Origin of the sequence: Flavobacterium psychrophilum, assembly GCA_001708385.1 — a bacterium.
Taxonomy (GTDB): domain Bacteria; phylum Bacteroidota; class Bacteroidia; order Flavobacteriales; family Flavobacteriaceae; genus Flavobacterium; species Flavobacterium psychrophilum_A.
Genome location: CP012388.1, coordinates 4,123,608 through 4,142,802, shown reverse-complemented (window position 1 = coordinate 4,142,802; position 19,195 = coordinate 4,123,608). Strand labels below are relative to the sequence as shown.

Here is a 19,195-nt window from a genome sequence, read left to right as displayed (position 1 = left end):
GTTCGATTCGGGCGATTCCACACTAAAAAACCCTTAAACACTTTATAATCAAAGAGTTTAAGGGTTTTTCATTTCTAATGTTTTCAAAAAGTTTATCGCCAACCCAGTGCCGGGGCAATATGTTCTAAAATAGCCGACAACACATGTATATTATAGTTAACACCCAAAGTATTAGGTATAGTCAGCAGCACGGTATCCGCTTCTTTAACAGCTTCATCCTGATCCAGTTCTGCAATAAGTTTATCTGGTTCGGCTGCGTAACTCTTGCCGAATATTGCTCTTTGATCACTTTCAATATAACCAAAACTATCTGATCCTCTTCCCTGCTGTCCAAAATAATACCTATCCTGATCGGTAACTAATGCAAAGATAGAGCGGCTTACCGATACCCTTGGTTCGTGCAGATGTCCGGCCTTTTTCCAGGCTTCTTTATATAACCTTATCTGTTCCGCCTGTTGAATGTGGAAAGGCTTGCCATTTTCGTCATATTTCAAGGTAGAGCTTTGCAGGTGCATCCCATTCTCAGCCGCCCATATGGCAGTAGCATTAGATGCTGCTCCCCACTATATACGATTTCTCGGTTCGATTCGGGCGATTCCACACTAAAAAACCCTTAAACACTTTATAATCAAAGAGTTTAAGGGTTTTTCATTTCTAATGTTTTCAAAAAGTTTATCGCCAACCCAGTGCCGGGGCAATATGTTCTAAAATAGCCGACAACACATGTATATTATAGTTAACACCCAAAGTATTAGGTATAGTCAGCAGCACGGTATCCGCTTCTTTAACAGCTTCATCCTGATCCAGTTCTGCAATAAGTTTATCTGGTTCGGCTGCGTAACTCTTGCCGAATATTGCTCTTTGATCACTTTCAATATAACCAAAACTATCTGATCCTCTTCCCTGCTGTCCAAAATAATACCTATCCTGATCGGTAACTAATGCAAAGATAGAGCGGCTTACCGATACCCTTGGTTCGTGCAGATGTCCGGCCTTTTTCCAGGCTTCTTTATATAACCTTATCTGTTCCGCCTGTTGAATGTGGAAAGGCTTGCCATTTTCGTCATATTTCAAGGTAGAGCTTTGCAGGTGCATCCCATTCTCAGCCGCCCATATGGCAGTAGCATTAGATGCTGCTCCCCACCATATACGATTTCTCAAACCTTCAGAATGCGGCTCAAGACGTAATAAACCCGGTGGGTTTGGAAACATGGGGTTTGGGTTTGGTTGTGCAAATCCTTCACCTTTCAGCCTATCCAAAAACTCCAGAGCCTTTTTGCGTCCCATATTTGCATCTGTTTCGCCATCTGCAGGCACATAACCAAAGTGGCGGTAGCCATCGATTACCTGCTCTGGCGATCCTCTGCTTATTCCTAGTTGTAAACGCCCTCCGGAAATCAGGTCGGCAGCGCCGGCATCTTCAACCATGTACAGAGGGTTCTCATACCGCATATCAATCACTCCTGTTCCAATCTCTATCTTTTGCGTTTTAGCACCTATAGCTGAAAGCAAAGGAAAAGGCGATGCCAGCTGCCGCGCAAAATGATGTACACGAAAATATGCGCCGTCCAAACCAATCTCTTCTGCAGCAACAGCCAAATCGATAGACTGAAGCAGCGTATCGCCCGCTGTACGGGTTTGATAGGAAGGATGATCGGACCAATGCCCAAACGATAAAAATCCTATTTTTTTCATAGATAGCTTTAATTGTTACAATAACAAAGTTACGACTCATAACCGAGTGCATCTAAAACATTTCATCAGAAAATATTTGTTTACAAAAGGCCTAACAAGATCCATAAGGAAACACCTAAAATAAACATATTTCCATAGCTCTTAAAGAAAAGCTTCTTCCGAAACAAAATAACAGCTTCAATACTGAGAATAACAGTTGAGGCACCTAAAATCATTAAGAGTCCGTAAGCTACAATATAGCCCGCTCCAAGACTATTGTCTAATAGTGATATGGTATACAAAAACAAATAGGCCACGAGTAAAATTGCCACCCTGATTAACAGATGCTTAAACCAGGATTCGTCCTTCGGATTGTCCTGACTTGTAGCAACATCCTTATCTATTATATTTATAAAGTCATTACTTTTATAAAGCGCGATAAAAAAAGGTAAAGTACCTAAAGAACATAATAGTCGTATCAGGAAAAGTATATCGCCCGTCGCAGTTATAAACCAGTCTGCCCCCTGGTAAAAGAAAGGATACCTGCTGGTAAAGAAAGATATCACACATTGAAGCACGGTACACACTATTGCAAGTCTTAATTTCTTTTTCATTTGTTGCTACTTTATTATACAATTAGTTAGACGGTAGTGCACCCTTGTTTATTTTTGGTAGTGAACCAATTGCCGATACTACTAATTTACAATATTATATAAACCTGCAGTGTACAATTATTATTTTTCTTACATAAATTATTGATAAACTTCAGAATATAGGTTTTTATTTAATTTGAAATACACATATCTATTTTTAAAATCTAATATGGTATTGAATCGTTTTAGAAATTTGTTACCAAGAAAACCGGCCATTTTATCTGATGCATCAATTCCTTCTGTAGAACTGGAAAGTAATACAGGAAGGTTATACAAAAATTTATTGCTAAAGTTCATGATCGAACACAAAACTACAGGCATTTCATAAACAGACCCATCAGATCCCTGAGCAGTTGCCGATCCTATATTTTTCATTTTTTCATTCAATTTGTGCCTTTTAGAAAATGGCGCAGCAATAGTCAGAATATCGTCTGCCCCGCTATCGATACCAAACAGGCCTTTATACTCTACACCATCTACAATCATTTTACTTTCTACGGCAGGATAATTATCTATAAGATGGAGTTTTGTTTTTTCATATCCGGAATATGTCATTTCCGGATCATTATCCTTATAAAACTTTAGTTCATTTTTATTATAGTCAAGCTCTACAATATACCCTTTCATCAAATCAGTTCCAATAATCCCATCAAAACTATCTGTTCCGAAAGATATTAATGTAAAACTGATTTTAGTTCTTTCAATATCTCCAAACCTAATGGTGTTATCAATAGCCACCTCTACTTCATTCGTACCATTAGAGCCCCTGTTTAATGATTTACCATCTATTTTAAGATTAAACATACGCTTAGAGTCTTTATTAATAACAGATCCGTCAGCACCGGTATCAAACAAGAATTTTAAACTGTCGGTACTATTAATTTTACAATACACATAAACTGTGTTATTCTCTAACACAAACGGAATTGTTGATACAGGTCTCGCCTGAGCAAAACCAAATAGGCTAAATAAAAGTAACATTGCAATAAAAAGACCTGTTTTCATACTTATAAATTTAATGTGTTTAAGCTGCAAATGTTGCAAGTAAAATTCATTTACCCGGTTAATACAGAGTTAATGATAGGTTAATCACTACATATAAACTTTACTACACGAAAAACGATATCTCCTGACTATTTAGAGTAGTATTAAGAAGTCCAACTAAGCGCATTTATTTAAAGCTATTTCCTGCTATCGGCTGTATCTGCCCTTTGGCCTTGCCGGGCAGGATGCCGCCTCTATCAGGGCTAGGCACAAACTGTAACACTTTCTTAAACTTTTTTTCTGACGTTTTAACTTTTACATTACTAATAAAAACAAACCCCGGGCAGCTTTCGCTGTCCGGGGTTCTTAGTTATTATGGTTTTCTATTTGTTTATCTCTTCAGTGAGAAATGCGATTTAAATTCTTTGGTTGCCGTTGTGGTGCCATCAAACTCAGGGTAGGTAACGGTGAACCAGTAGTCCGTTGCCGGTACCGGGGTACCGTTTAGTGTTCCGTCCCATCCGCTGCTCTCAAGGTCCGGGCTTATCTGTTTGATAAGCTTGCCGTAGCGGTCAAAGATATAGATCACCGATCCTGTACCGCTTAAGCCTATGATGTTCCACGTGTCATGGAAACCATCACCGTTAGGGGTAAAGAAGTTAGGGTAGTCTACAATGCTTACTCCATTTAAGACCAGCTCCTGGCATGGAAAATCTGTTTTCTCATCCCATACCGTAACCGTGTGGTAGCCCGGGGATACATTGGTGAATACCGGAGATTCCTGCCTTGGGCCGTTATCCAGCTGGTAGGTGTACTCCCCGTTTCCTTCTATGGTTACCGTTATGGTCTGGTTATCGCTAAAGTAGTTGGTTACATAGTACCCCTGGCCTATTGCTGATGCCTGCCCTGATTCGATTACCGTAAAGCCTGCCGATTCATCCGACACACATTCCAGTGGCGCAGGGCCCGTTACTACTACGGTGTATACGCCGCCTGTTTTGGCGATGTAGCTTCCTGAGTCATCACTATCGGTTAGCAGTACCCCGTCTTTGTACCAAAGATAGGTGTGCCCGTTTGGTACTACACCACTGTTAAGTTCCAGCTCGCCTTCGCTTGCCCCCCATTCGATACATACTGTATCGCTGCCATCTGCTGTGGTGATAACAGGCTCTGCCCTGCGCTCTACCCTTAGGGTTACCGTAGTGGTGGCACTGCATGGAGTGTCCTGTACCGTATCGCTGTTGGTTACTACGATCCAGATCACCTGGCTCTCCGGAGTCTGGTTGGTATAGTTTTCAGGGTCTTGTATCGGTTGCGGTGCAGGTACTGTAGACGGGTCAATATCGTAATAGCTTACAAGGAACACAGCCGGGTCCTGAGCGCCAAGTACTTCAGGTGCAAGTAGGGTTAAATCCCATCCTGAGGCCCTGCCGTCATTCTGGTCGTCGGTATCACATACCGCCGCAGGGTCTGCCACAGGGTTGGCTACTGCCTGCTGCTCTACGATAAGCTCAAGCTCTTTTACGATCCTGCACCCTGTGTCGTTGTTCACTACTTCTATGTATACCGTTGCACTGCCTGTTACTACATACCCTGTTATTGGCGTGGCACGTGTGGTAAGGGCTGCATCGCTAAAGTAGCCTATAGTGTAAATGGTACCTGTATTACCGCCAAGGGCTGTCTCTACATACTCCTTCAGGTTAAAGGCTGTCGGGGATGCAGGGGTGTCGTTACAGATACCATAGTCGGCAAGGTCGGCTATCGGTGGCAGTGGGTTCACTATTAGTTCAAGCTCCACTATCTGGAAGCACCTCAAATCAGATGGGTTATTGGTATTGGCCTCAACCCTTACCCATACACTGCCACTGGCACTGTTGTGGCTGGTTGGGTCAGGTATCGCATTGGTGCCTGCCTGGGCATCCTCTTCTGTGGTATAATAGCTGAACAGGTAGTTAGTACCGTTGTTGCGGATATCATCCTGTGCAAGGGTCAGGTCAAAGGGCTCACTGCCTACCTCTGTAGTATCCTGGTCGCATACCTCAAGTGGGGCTGGGTTAAAGTTGGGTACAGGTAGCGGAAGCACCCTTATGGTTAGGGTGGTATAGCTAACACACCCTTGGGTGGTGGTTACCCTTACCCAGATCGTTCTTGGGTTTTGGGCTGCTCCATTGCTGTCTGTATTTACATACGCCTTAGGGTCAGCGATTGCCACGGCGGTGCTGTCTGTTTTTGGGTCGGTGGTAAAGTAGTCTACAACGTAGTCCATGCCTACCCCATCAGGGCCCAGTATCTCATCGTCTTTTTGTGTAAGGTCAAATTCTGCAATACCGTCATTTGGCAGTGCCTCGTTACATACGGCAAGGGGTGTTGGGGTTACCAACTGGTGTGGCTTGTTGATATGGATGGTAAAGCTCGTAAGGCTATAGCAGCCTGCGGTATTCTCTACCCTTACCCAGATCACCTGCCCATCCCTGGCAATGTGCCTTGCAGGGCTGGCAATACCGTTACTACCCGCATCAGCATCAGCCTTGGAAAGGTAATAGGTGATTGTTACTTCCACAGGGGCTACTGCTTCTTTTATCTGTGTTTCATATACTGTAAGGTCTGTCCTTAGCGCCCCGTCCTGCCCATTGTTGTCGGTATCATCACAAAGGGTGATATCCTGTAGCTTTGGTGCCTGCGGTGCAGGGGTTACTATAAGGGTAACCGGGAATGGCGTGGTGTTAAAGCAGCCTGTAGTACTGCTCACTGCCCTTACCCAAAGGGTTTGTGTGCCCGGGTGGTCATTCCTGTAGTCGGTCGTATTACCGATCGGGTTGGCCCCCGATAGTGCTTCCTCCGCCGTTAGGTGGAAGGTGATCACAAGGCTTGTATCACCATTGGCAAGGGTTTCTTTTAAGGCTTCAAGGTTAAACTCACCGATACCGTTGCCATCGGTATCACATACCGTTAGCTCATCCTGTGAGGGAAGGGTAAGTACCGGCTGCGGCTCTACCCTGATATCAAGGTAGCCAAGCCTGAAGCAGCCTGTAGTGGTTACCGTAAAGCGCACATAAAGGCTCTGTACCTGTGAAGTGTTCTCATACGCCTGTGCCTGGGCGTCGGTAAGGGCATTGGTGCCCCCTTGCGCATCGGCAAGGGTGGTATGGAAGGTTACCGCTACACCGTTTAGGTTTTCATCGGTGATGAATTTATCGATGGTAGTGGTAAGGTCAAAGGTCTCTTTGTTGGCCGGCAGTGTGGTATCACACAGCGAGTAGCTGTACTCATTGGTAATAAGCACCGGAAGGGCATTCACCACAAGGCGTACCGCTACGATATAGAAACAGCCTGTGGCTGTATTGGTTACTTTGGCATACACCGTAGCTGTTGCCGATGGGTAGTTGCCCGGTGTACCGATAAGGCTGGCAGGTGTAGCTGCAGCGTCGGTGTAATAGTCTACTGTGTACTGCGCAGGGTCTAAGCCTGCAAGTATCTCAGCACTCTGGCTGTTCAGGTTAAAATGGGCTATGCCATCAGTATCGCTGGTACCGTCATCACACAGCGCATAAGGCTGCGCCGGGCTGTGGGCATCAGGCCTTGGGTTTACAATCAGCACAAGGGTTACCGTATCATAGCAGTCCGTAAGGTCCGACTGTACCCTTAGGTACAGGGTCTGGGTACCTGCTACGATATTGTCATAGGCCTCGGGTGACGGTATTACATTTACATTTAGGTCAGCATCGCTCTGGGTCTCAAAGGCGCTTACCGTTACATCGGGGATAGCGGCCTCAATAGCCTGCATGGCTGGTGTAAGGTTAAACCTTGCAAAGCCGTCGTTGTTGTCATCACATTCTGCAATAGGTGCAGGGGTGGTGGCAATAGGGGCAGGGATTACGTTTAGTTCCACACGGGCTACCCTTACGCAGTTCGTGGTAGGGTTAATTACCCTGGCCCAGATATCGGCATCGCCCGAAAGGTAGGTGGGGCCCGGTTCAAAATCAGCACCCCCAGCCAGTGCCTGGGCTTCTGTCTGGTAGAAATACACCACATAGCTCGCGGAGCCTGCAGTTATAGCTGTTGCAATTTGGTCAAGGTCAAAATCAGCCTCGCCAGGCAGTTCTTCACACTCGGTGGCAATAAAGTCTGCAGGGTCGGTGCTTAATACCGGTAACGGGTTTACTAAAATGGTAAATGATGATACACTGCGGCAGCCAAAACCGTTGGATACTGCGACCCAAATAGTCTGCTGGTTGGGATTAATGTTATTATATGCTTCCGGGCCTGTAATAGGCGTTAGGTTATTTTGTGCATCTGCCTGGGTAAGGTAATACTGAACCGTAAGGCTCGCATCCCCTCCCCTTGCGGCATCGTCATTCAAGGTTAAGTCAAATTCTTCTATACCGTCCGGTGAATTGTTGTCATCACACAGGGTAAGCTGGCTTACAACCGGCACTGCCGGGCGTGGATGTACTATCAGTGTCAGCGGTACTATGCTGCGGCAGCCTGTTGTGGTGCCTTCCTGTACTACACCTGCATACACAATACCTGAATCATCGTAATGGCTCGATGGGTCCGGGATGGCATTTACATTTAGCTGTGCATCACTCAGTGTTGGGTACCAGGTAATGGTTAATCCCGACTGACCGTTTAGCACTTCAGCATTTCTTTGGGTCAGATCAAAAGTGGCAAAACCTGCATTGTCAGCCTCACACGCTTCTAATGCGGTAGGCTCTATGACAGTAGGCGGAGTAGTAACCGTAATTGTAAAACTGGCAGTACCAAACAATGCTGGGTTTTGAACATTTTCCATACGGATAAATACCGTAACTTGGTTTCCTGCATTAACTATAAACGCTTCCGGACCTGCGATTAAATCATTACTATCCTGAGCTCCCAGTAAAGTATTATGAAAAGTTATACGATTAGAATCTGCATCATTACCATTTAAAATTTCAGTGTTAAAATCATTTAAGTTGAACTGTCTGGATGTTTGTCCTGTTTCGGCACAAACAACTACGTCATCAGGCTTATTGGGCTGACAATTGACAATAGCAACCGTAAACGACTCTATGCTAAAACAAGTGGGAGCAAACGGATCGTATATCCTCACGTACACAGTTGCATTATCCGAAACAAAATTTGTAAAATCTGTTATTACATTAGTTTCAGTTGCCGCCTCTTCCGGTGTCCTGTAAAAATCAAACTCATAATCAACTACAGCCGTAGTTGCCTGAGTAAGATCAAAAGTTCCTGTAGTTCCGGAAGCACAAGTAAATAAAGATTCTTCTATTGTTTGAGGCTCAATACCGACTCTTAACGTAATCTCCTCGGTATAATCATTATTCGTTTCATCTGTTTCCCTCACAATACCTGTTCCTGTACCATTATCGTCTATTACAAAAGTCAACGTAAAGGTATCAGGCACTTCAGCCGGTAGTGTAACCGTTAAATTTCCTGTTTCCGACCCTTCAATTGGAATATTTACCGTAGTAGCTGTAGTACCTATTAAAATATCATCAGCATAAATTGCAATAGGGGTATTTGCAGGAAGAACATCTGTACTGTTATAATTTTTAGCAATATATACCAATTGTAAATCGCGATTACCACAAATTTCATTACCGGTATGAAAAATCATTTCTATACTTGCATCGGGTAATTCGCTGTTTACTACGGTAACAATATTATTTACAATTACACCATCCTGTCCTGTTGTGAGCGACACATCTAAATCTGTATCACCAATATTTATATAATTCTGAATATCATAAAAATCAATATCCATATTCCACAAATCTGATGCTCCTGTAAAGCTGTTGGTTCCGTTGAAGGCATTATTCGCCGGATTAAGAGGCGGATTACTAAGCGTAAATCCGTTAACCTTTACAGTTTCATTAACCGCAATTCCTGCATCTCCTTCCCATGCCAAAAATCCTATTTTTGCACCAACATTACTTATAACATTAAGATTATCCAAATAAATATTCAGCAATGGATTTTGCGCATCAACAGTTTTAAAACCATCATATACGCCCACCTGATTATAAGGTAAAGTGTTGTCATTATAAATAACTATTACAGACCATCCGCCAAAGTTAATGGCTGAATAACAATAATCAAGATCGTTTGCAAGGGTAGCTGTAATATCCAGGTCAGATAATGTATATGTACCACTATTGGTAACAATATTGGTTACATCTGCAAAAGCTCCAAAAGACGATTTATGATTATTAGCAGTGGTAGTTATAGTAGAATAAAATGTTCTCTGAGCAGCAACATCTATGTTGTTTAGCTTTACATTAAAATCTCCTAAACCAGACCCCGCCCAGTATAAATAAGCAGCAACAATAGTTTGTCCAGGTTGAAGGCTTAGCGCAGCAGATGACTCTGTTAGAATTCCACATTCATCACTTTCCAGTATACCTGCATTTTCCTGGAGGTTTAAAGTATTTCCAATAGCAAGATAGTCATATCTGCCATTGTACTGTGTATATAAAGAAAAAGGATTTCCCTTTTGTACATTAAAGGTAAATGTTCTGGAAGTTGTGCATCCCTGATAAATAGTAGATAATGTAAGGGTTACCAATCCTTCCTGTACAAAACTGTAATTTATAGTTTTACCAAATAAAACTGCTCCATTACCAAAATCCCACTGGTAAATTATATTATTTGGATCTATTCCTGTAGCATCAGCATCAGCTGTAAGAGATATACTCCGTGAAAAGTCAATTGTATAAATATTGTTTTCGAAATCCGAAGGTAATACCTGCACCAAATTCGGTGGGATTTCAGCACAGCCAACCTGTGCGATACTATACCCTGAGGAGAATAGTACCAACATTAAGAAAAACATAAATTCCTTTTTCATCAGCATATTTTTTGTCATCAATTTCAATTCAATTAAACCGGCAAAAGTATCATTATAAATGGCCAAATAGTAAACTATCGTTTACATATTTTCCGATTACTATAAAACAAGACAGAAAGGACCCTCCCTACCCGTAAGCTTCGATAAAATCGCTTACTATTCTATAAAATTTAATTCTTTGTAATAACTATAAAAGTGAGGCCGATTTACCAGCCTCACTCAATAAAAATTATATGACCTTTTTCAAGACTACAAGTAAAGGTTCAGGCAGCTTACAAATAGCCCATTTTTCAGCTGCCTTACTCCTCTACCACTTTTAATTAATCACCTATTCTTCTCTATTAATGTAAATCCATCCTGTCTTACTTTCAGCATTATTTAATTCTAAAATATAGAAGTAAGTACCTGTTGTAAGATCTGAACCTGAATTACTTTGTCCGCCCCATTGGTTAGTGTAGTTACGCTGCTCATACACCTTGGTTCCGTATCTGTTGAAAATTGTTATTTTATCAACGTTCATACCTCTAAGGTCAAGATTATCGTTTTTACCATCTCCGTTAGGCGAAATACCTCTCTGAACTTCACAAAGCACATTAAATACTTCATAGTCTTTTGAAACCGAACATTCTCCAGATGTTATCGTTACTGTAAACACAGCCGGGAATGTAGTATTAGGATTAGCATTGTAGTATTCTGCTACGTTAAACAAAGCACTATCGTTACCAACTGTTGCTCCCTGTGCGTTCTTCCAAACATAAGTAGCTGAAGAAGCATCGTAAGAATTATTTGTAGGTACAGCTTCAAGCCATAGTGCATTACCCAGGCAAGTATCCTTAATGTTTGCCTCTAAACCATCCTGAAGTGTAACTGTGAACACACTGCTTGCATTTTGTTCGCAATCCTGCTGAGCTGTGTATGTATATGTGATAACATAAGTACCCGGCTGACTGGCTGAAACATCGATAGAACCATCAGCATTGTTAATTACAAGATTCTGATTATCTGAACTAAATACACCTCCGCTAGTAAAGCCCGATGCTAATTCAGGAGTTACAACACCTGCACCCATACAATATGCCATTTCATACGTAAATGATGTTACAGGAACTATAGATTCTGTAATTGTAATTGTTGCAGTATAGCTATCCGCAGCTGTACAATTAGATGCATCAGCAACCACTTCGTAAGTAATATCATGAGTACCTGCAGTTGCAGTACTTAAATCTATTTCTCCTGTTTGTGCATCAACAGTTAATGTTGAAGAAGAATATGTACCACCTGTTACAAATCCTGTTGGAAGTACTGGCGTAGCATTAGAAGCCAGTACGCAGGTATCAGCGTAACTGAACGTTATAGCCGGCTGTGTTGGAGCTGTTAGATTTATCGTAGCCGTATATGTTGCAGCAGCTGTACAATTCGCAGCGTCAGCAATCACTTCATAACTAATATCGTGAGCGCCTACAGTTGCAGTACTTAAATCTATTTCTCCTGTTTGTGCATCAACAGTTAGTGTTGCAGAAGAATATGCACCACCTGTTATAAATTCTGTTGGAAGTACTGGCGTAGCATTAGCTGCCAGTACACAAGTATCAGCATAGCTAAAAGTTATAGCAGGCTGTGCCGTTGCATTTATTATTACTGTTGCCTCATAGGCACCACCTGTTAGACAATTAGCATCGGCTAGCGTATATGTGATTTCATACGTACCCGGCTGTGTAGCTGTAAGGTCGATAATACCTGTTGCAGCGTCTATCGTAATATTTGTATCTGTAATGCTGTATGTACCACCTTCAGCAAAACCTGTGGCTTTAACCGGTGCAGGATTTTGTGTAGCTATAGCACAAATATCGTCAGCATACGAGAATTCAAGTACCGCAGCGCTATTAGGTGTTACAATTGTTTTAAATGAATCTATAATGAAACATCCTGTTACAGTATTTTCAACACGTACATATACTGTGTTGTCGTTTGCAGCTATATAAGCAGCTGTATCGGCAATAGCATCGGCAGCATCACCTGTTTGCGCTAAAGCTTCAGTTTCAAAATAGCTAACAGCAAAATCTGCAGCATTTGCAACATCTTCAAGTATTGTTGTTGTGTTAAGGCTAAGATTGAATGATGCTTCGGTTGTAGAAGAACATAGAGTCAGGTCAGCCGGAGCATTTACTGTGGTTGCAATGTTTTCGTTGAACTCAATTACAATCTCATCGCTCGTTGTACATCCTGATGTTATAACTGTAGCAGAAACTTTATAAGTTCCAGCCTCCGTTACTGTATAGGTTGCAGCTGTAGCTCCGTCAATTACAACGTCATCTTTACTCCAAACGAAGTTAAAGTATGTATTGCTTAGTTTGGTATCCAGCACTTTTTGTGCACCATAGCATACCGCAGTATTTGTGCTTACAAGTAAATCATCACCAAAATTAATACGTCCTACGTCAAAACTGTTTCCGTCAAGGAAAATAGCAGAATCATAGTTTCCATCATTTGTTTCGGCAATTACCATTTTAATACGGTAAGTAGCACCCGGAACAACAGCAGACTTTACTTTTAGTGGTACAGTGTGACCCATAAAGTTATCTGATGCAGCATATCTTGATACACCTTTGTAGCCATCGTAAAGCTTGTCAAAAAATTCAGGGTTACCAGCAGTACAGTTACTACCGTTAACATCGTAGTTCATCTTGTTATCTCTTGTTGTACTAACAGATACAGGTAATGTTGTATCCGGTAATGTAGCAAGGTTTACAGTGTTTCCGTCTTCGTCTGTTAAAAAAAATGCAAATGCGTCACCATAGTTACACTGGAATAGTCCGTAATCTTCTGAAGCAAACAGGAAGTCGAACGACATCTCTGTACCATAAGCCATAAAGTCGAACTCTATAGATGTAGCGTTGTAGAAATTTACAAGCCCGGGAATCGTACCAGAAGCAGATACATAATTGTATAGATCCTGATCACCCAGCCACAAAATGCTATACGGTGATACTGTTTGTTGGTAACTGTTTGACTGAATAGTTGTTTTTGGCCCTACCGCAGTCCCTGCCTTACCTGTTGAAAGTATGATACCATTCTGGAAAGGGAAATCAGATCCATTAGCATCAAAATAACCGATACCATTATGAGCAGCACCATAATTTGTACCTGTAGAATAGTTAAGGTTAGAAACCTGTGCACAGTTCTCATTTACAAGCACGTCACTTATTAGCTGCTCTTCAGTATACGTTGTCTGGTCTATAGTAATAGGTGTTGCAGGAGTAGCAATACAAATATCAAAACGTGTATCGTTAGCTGCAGCATAGTTAGAGAATATCCTTAGTTTGTAAGTAGTACCTACTGTAAGGTTATTTAGTAACACATCGTTGTTATTAATATTATTTCCTGTGATAAAAAATGTAGTATTATATTGTACATTATTACCCTGAATACACTGAACCTGAGTTAGGTTATCACAACTGCCACTGTATAATACTTTACTTAGGTTAAGAGTGGTCGTAGCAGAACCCGCCCTGTTATTAATATAAAGTATGTGAGATGCAGATGAAGCTGTAAATTCAAACCAAACGTCGTCATTAGCATAGGCAGCTATTCCACATACATTGGCTTGTGCCGATGCAGTAGCACCTAATAATGTTGCCCTGTATGGAGTATCACAATAACCTGTTGTACTAACAGGTAATACGTACGCTGTACTACACTCATCATTAGTAATTTTACTATAGAATACTTTCTCTAAAGTCCAAGAGCTTTTACTTGTTTCACTACAAATAGCTCTTACATAGAAAGAATATCTTCTGCCCGGTGTAAGGTTAGCCAATGTATAAGGGTGAGCTGTTACAACTTCCCCTTCGCTATCAGCCGTTGGTGCAGCTTCTCCTGTAGACACAGCAAAAACTTCCCATGATGTAGCTGATCCTGCTTCTGTCCAGTCTATTGTTATAGCGTTTGGCGTATTACCTGTAGTTATTACATTTTGAGGCTTAGGACAAGCAACGGGTGTACATGTTGCCGTACCGGAGAATACAGGGACTGTAATAGGCAGTATAACCGGAGTTACACCTTTTACATAACTGTAAACAATCTCATCGTAAGAATCTAAAACGGTAACTTCAGCTACATAATCACTCCAGCTATTGTAATCCCAGTTTAATGTAAATGGAATACCGGGACACATAGCAACATTACCTGAATTTAACAATCCTGATCCTGCATTTATTGTACCTACTAATATACCATTTTGATATACATTTAGTTTAGAGAATGTTCCATTACCGGAAGTAGCCCTGATGGTAAACTTGTAATCACATCTGTTTTCAACAGGACAAACTGTTGTATTAAATACAAATGGACCCACCCATTCACTTTTACTTGTTGAAGAACAATATGCTCTTACATAGTATTCGTAAAGTGTTGCCGGATTTAAGTTTGCAGCATTATATGTAGATGAAGAAACTAATGTACCGTCTGTTGTAGGTACGCCTGTGTTAGCAGGTTGTACTTTAACCTCCCATTGTGTTTCCTGATATCCTGCATTCCAGGATAAGGTGCCACTTGTATTGCTTGTGTTAGATGCAGTAAGTGCCGTCGGAGCTGCACAACCGGGTATATCTTCAACAACAAATTCGTCAATCCAAAGTGTCCAGCTATTATTAGTTACATTTGGAACATGTAACGCTATATACGCAACACCTGTATAGTTATTAAGATATATGATTTTCTGGTCGTATACTGTGTTATTAATGATCTGTTGAGGCATTAATACATTGGTAAAGTCTGCTACATTATTACCTGTAGTAGATAATTTTACTTCCAGCTCTGTAGTATAAGATGCAGAAACCACTCTATAACGGAATTTTACCCTTTGGTTACCGTTTAGTTGTATAGCCGGGCTGATTAACCAGTCATTATTACTTGTAGAATTCCAATATCTGGCAAGCGAAGCCAATTGGTCTCCTTCATATGGAAGATATGTTGTATTAAGATTCCATGTAAGGTTATCTCCATTTGCATCAACTACTTTCCAGCACGATTTACTTGGAGATGTAGAGTTAAATGTTTCCGTAAAAGGAGGCAGTATAGTACCACACGCCGTAATTAACCTGGTTGCAGCTTTTACCCAAAAACTTTTGTTCGTAGACGAACAAACCGATCTTACATATACATCGTAAGCCGACGTTGAATTAAGGTTAGTTGCAGTATATGTAGGTTGCGTAGTTGTTATACCGGGAACTGTACTTGCCGGGAAAGGAGTTCCCCAAGGCTGAATAAGAATATTCCATTCTGTAGCAGTGCCTGTTTCCTGCCAGTTAATAGTACCGCCGTTAGTTGTGATACCTGCATATGTAATGCTTGAAGGAACATTACAATTTATAACATTTACCGATACATTGTCTATAGATGCAGGTGGCTGTACACCGTTTAATGCATCATTTCTCCATTCAAATACTAAACGCATTGTTTGACCGGCAAACTGGGTTGCGTTTAGCATATAAGCATACGGCTGATAATTAGCTGAATTATAGAATTTATCAGCAATTCGTATCCTGTCTGTTGCAGCATTTATACCTGTACCCGCTACCGGATTAAAAGTAGCCGGTACTGCCCAGACATAAAAATAATCGTTACCGTTACCATCGCCTAAACCTTTCCAATCGAATGAAATACCAATATTAGTACTTCCCGCAGGAATAGTTAAGTCTCTATATGCGTGCACTATAGATGATTGTGTTATTGTGTACGCATTGGCAGCCCCATTATTGTTGCTCACGTAAAGTGATTTTGAAGCACCGTTATTTGCCGCATTGCCAACAAACCATTTGTTAAGCTGCGTACCTGTACTCATTGACCATCCTACATTTGTAGATTCAAAATTATCAGAGAATGGTAATGAAGCAGCCGCCTGAAATGTTGTAAAGTTATAAGGGCCTATCCAGTTACTCTGTGTAGCACCACAATTTGCCCTTACGTAATATGTGTAAGGAGTTGAAGGTAGTAAATCTGTAACGGCTATTGGTGAAGCAGTTCCTGTATGTGTTATAACACCAGTATTTGGAGCAGTAGTGCTTCCTGGAATAAGATTAATATCCCAAGTGCCAGACGGCGTTCCGTTTATGGTAATATTTGCAGTTGTAGCTCCCGTTGCAACACCGATTGATGACGTTGCCGGCAAACATCTTGCAATAATCCTAATGTCATCAAGTGTAAATCTTTCACCCTGAATTGCATTACCGTATTGAGTGTCTCTTTTTACAAAAGCCAGATAAACATTCTGATTAGCAAAGGCAGCTAAATCTACTGTCTGCTTATAACAGGCAATCTGATTTCCTGGATTCATTTCATTTTCTGTCCACGATTTAACCAAAGTAAACGTAGAAGTATCAGTCTGAGAAGTTGTTGAAGCCCATAGCTGATAAATACTTCCGTTTTGAGCAGGGTAAGTCTGCAACGCCAAAAATGATAAATCTGCATTTGCAGGTATCGAAATTTGTGGAGTTACCAACCACGCCTGTAATGTATTCCCTACGCCAATAAGCGCATTTGATACATAAGCTCCGGTTGTACCCTGGCAGGTTGTTCCTGTTGAGTTACCCCATTCCGGTACTGTACCCGGTGCCCCGTTTAGCAATGTAAATTTCTCCCAGTTTGAAGGTATCCCATTTTCAAAGTTTTGAGTCCATTGACCGTAGGATGTTCCAAAGGTAAAAATAAACACTACCAGCAGTAGTAATGTAATTTTTCTCATAGTTAATTAATATTTAGTTTTTAAGTAGTAATAGAAACTCAAAAGTAAATTTTATATGAGAAAAACGGTTTTTATACTCCTAGACAAATACTGTACAGATAAAAATAAATTTAAAAACAGAACACTGATAATCAAACACATATATCAAACATAACAACTAACACAAATGAACAATGTTATTAAATGGTTGTATTCGGAATACAAGACTATCGAATTTAGATATTAAGTAAATTTTAACTTTTGAAATAGTTATGTAAATAATTCTCTAAATATAGTTTCCCTGAATTTAACTAAAAGGTTATGAATATAATTAAAACGTTACTGTATTTCGAAGATAAAATCATCAAGATTTTGATCCGATGTCAAATTAAGCTTCTTCCTGATCCTATATCTTGACGTATGGAGACTTTGCAACGAAATGTTTAAAAGACTGGCAACTTCGTTCAACGACATTCTTATCTTAACATAAGCACATATTCTTACATCGGTTGTTGAAAGTTGAGGATATTCTGATTTTATTTTTTCAAAAAAGCCCGGGTGGATCTTTTCGAAAACGTCCCGAAACTGCTCCCAATCTTTTTCCTGATTCTGATTCTGAAAAAGTATCGATTTTAAGTCGGCCTCAATATTAGACTTCGATTTTTTGCTATTTTCCAGTATCTCCGAGATTTCGGACATAAGCTTGTTTTTAGCGATGAGTTGAAGACTAATAGCTGTAATTTCCCTGTTTTTTGTATCAAGTTCCAGCTCCTGCTGTTCCGACTTTAGCTTAAGCAATTCGTTTTCAGCCTTTTCCTTTTCATGACTAATTTGTTCCCGAAGTATGTTTTCCTGAAGTTTCTCATTTTCGAACTCACTAATCTGTAAGCTCTTCTTATTATTTCTGTAAAATAGCCATACAAACCCAATAATAAGCAAAGACACAAATGCAGTTAGAATAATTGAAAAAGTAAGATAATTGCTCCTCTCCTTTTCAATATCGTATTTACTCTTAAGCAGGTTTTTTTCCAGTTCAGATTTCTCAAATTCATTGGCCCACTTTAATTCTTCTATTTTTTGCTTTACTTCAGAGCCGTATACGCTATCTTTTAACTTGTAATAACTTCTTGTGTATTCGGCATATTCTTTGTACTTATTCTCTGTCTTCGCTATTTCTGCCAATCTTTCTAACGCATCAAGTTCACCTCTAGGAAAATTAATGGTCTTAGTAAGTTCAATCTGTTCGTTAAGGTAGGTTTTTGCTTTAGCCAGCTCATTGGTTTCAGAGTAAACAAGGCCATAATTAAGCAATATTCTCTCTTTTAATCGTTGATTTTTTATTGTTTCAGAAAGTCTTAAAGCTTCGTCCAGCATTTTAAAAGAAGAATCGTAATTTTTAAGATTAGATTCAATATTACTGATATTGATCATTATGCTGACAATATTAACGGTATCTTTTAATGTTGTAAATGTTTCAAGTGATTTCTCCTGATACTCTTTGGCCTTTAAAAAATCTTCTTTAATCATGTAAACATTACCCATATTACCGTAAAACACACCAATACCTCTCTCGTCTCCCGATTTGTTATAAATGTCAAAAGCTTTATTAAAGTTTACAATGCAATTATCAAAATCCCCCATCTCAAAGTAAAGAATTCCTAATCCATTATAAGCGACAGATAAATTTTCTAAATCATTATTTTTATCAAAATAATCACGCGCCTTAAGGTAATAATTCAGTGCAATTGTATATTCACTCTGAAGTACGTAGTACTTGCCCAGCATTGTAAATATCTTGTTCTTGTAATATTCGTCATTCAGCTTTTCAGAATATTCAAGTGCACGTTCACTATCCTTGATAACCCTGTCGGTTAGTCCTGTATTTACATCCAGAAGTGTCCTGTAATAATAGCCTTTTAAAAAAAGTGAGTCGTTTTCTGTTGATTCTGCCTTACGGATCATCTGGTCTGTAATTCTCCTCGCTTCAGAAACGTTTGTAGCAGCTATAGATTCAAAATTAATGTTATCTCTATTTACGACATATTCAATATTTGTATTGTTGTCCTTACACGCGTAAAGCAGTAATGCAATTACAAATAATAAAACGATATGAGAATATATATTATATTTCTGTTTCATTTTCCAAAGATAGCAGTCTCTGTTAATTATTTAAATTTTACTTAAAAATAATACTGATCTGCTACAAAATGAAGTGATTCAATTACCGGCTTGTAATAGGTTTTGAAATATTGTAATTTACTTCAAGTTTCCTACACGATTTTATAAGTTCCCTATATTTAAGATACGCTTCCA

5 protein-coding genes and 2 pseudogenes are annotated in these 19,195 nt (G+C 40.2%); all 7 read right to left on the bottom strand.

Translation table 11 applies throughout. The features are described 5' to 3' along the window. Positions 1-92 precede the first annotated feature (92 nt). Positions 93-599: pseudogene (locus ALW18_18155) on the bottom strand (alkane 1-monooxygenase). Positions 600-672: 73 nt separating this feature from the next. Further along, positions 673-1,695 carry an alkane 1-monooxygenase gene (locus ALW18_18150; protein AOE54254.1) on the bottom strand — a complete coding sequence of 341 codons (1,023 nt, stop codon included), beginning with the start codon at positions 1,693-1,695 and terminating at the stop codon, positions 673-675. 80 nt (positions 1,696-1,775) lie between these two features. Then, on the bottom strand, positions 1,776-2,288 hold the full coding sequence (locus ALW18_18145) for a hypothetical protein (protein ID AOE54253.1): 513 nt from the start codon (positions 2,286-2,288) through the stop codon (positions 1,776-1,778). Positions 2,289-2,426: 138 nt separating this feature from the next. Beyond that, the gene (locus tag ALW18_18140) at positions 2,427-3,332 is read right to left on the bottom strand and encodes a hypothetical protein (GenBank protein ID AOE54252.1); all 906 of its coding nucleotides are present in this window, start codon (positions 3,330-3,332) and stop codon (positions 2,427-2,429) included. 4,993 nt (positions 3,333-8,325) lie between these two features. Then, positions 8,326-9,855, bottom strand: a pseudogene (locus ALW18_18135) (hypothetical protein). 634 nt (positions 9,856-10,489) lie between these two features. After that, complete coding sequence (locus tag ALW18_18130) at positions 10,490-16,903, bottom strand: hypothetical protein (GenBank protein ID AOE54251.1); 6,414 nt, start codon at positions 16,901-16,903, stop codon at positions 10,490-10,492. A 318-nt stretch (positions 16,904-17,221) separates the two neighbouring features. Continuing rightward, a complete protein-coding gene (locus ALW18_18125; protein AOE54250.1) occupies positions 17,222-19,021 on the bottom strand; it encodes a hypothetical protein in 1,800 nt (599 codons plus the stop codon). Positions 19,022-19,195: the final 174 nt, after the last annotated feature.

What these genes read in the sequence shown, in the direction of transcription:
- ALW18_18130 (AOE54251.1), bottom strand. Translation starts at nt 16,903, where the DNA reads ATGAGAAAAATTACATTACTACTGCTGGTAGTGTTTATTTTTACCTTT.
- ALW18_18125 (AOE54250.1), bottom strand. Translation starts at nt 19,021, where the DNA reads ATGAAACAGAAATATAATATATATTCTCATATCGTTTTATTATTTGTA.
- ALW18_18150 (AOE54254.1), bottom strand. Translation starts at nt 1,695, where the DNA reads ATGAAAAAAATAGGATTTTTATCGTTTGGGCATTGGTCCGATCATCCT.
- ALW18_18145 (AOE54253.1), bottom strand. Translation starts at nt 2,288, where the DNA reads ATGAAAAAGAAATTAAGACTTGCAATAGTGTGTACCGTGCTTCAATGT.
- ALW18_18140 (AOE54252.1), bottom strand. Translation starts at nt 3,332, where the DNA reads ATGAAAACAGGTCTTTTTATTGCAATGTTACTTTTATTTAGCCTATTT.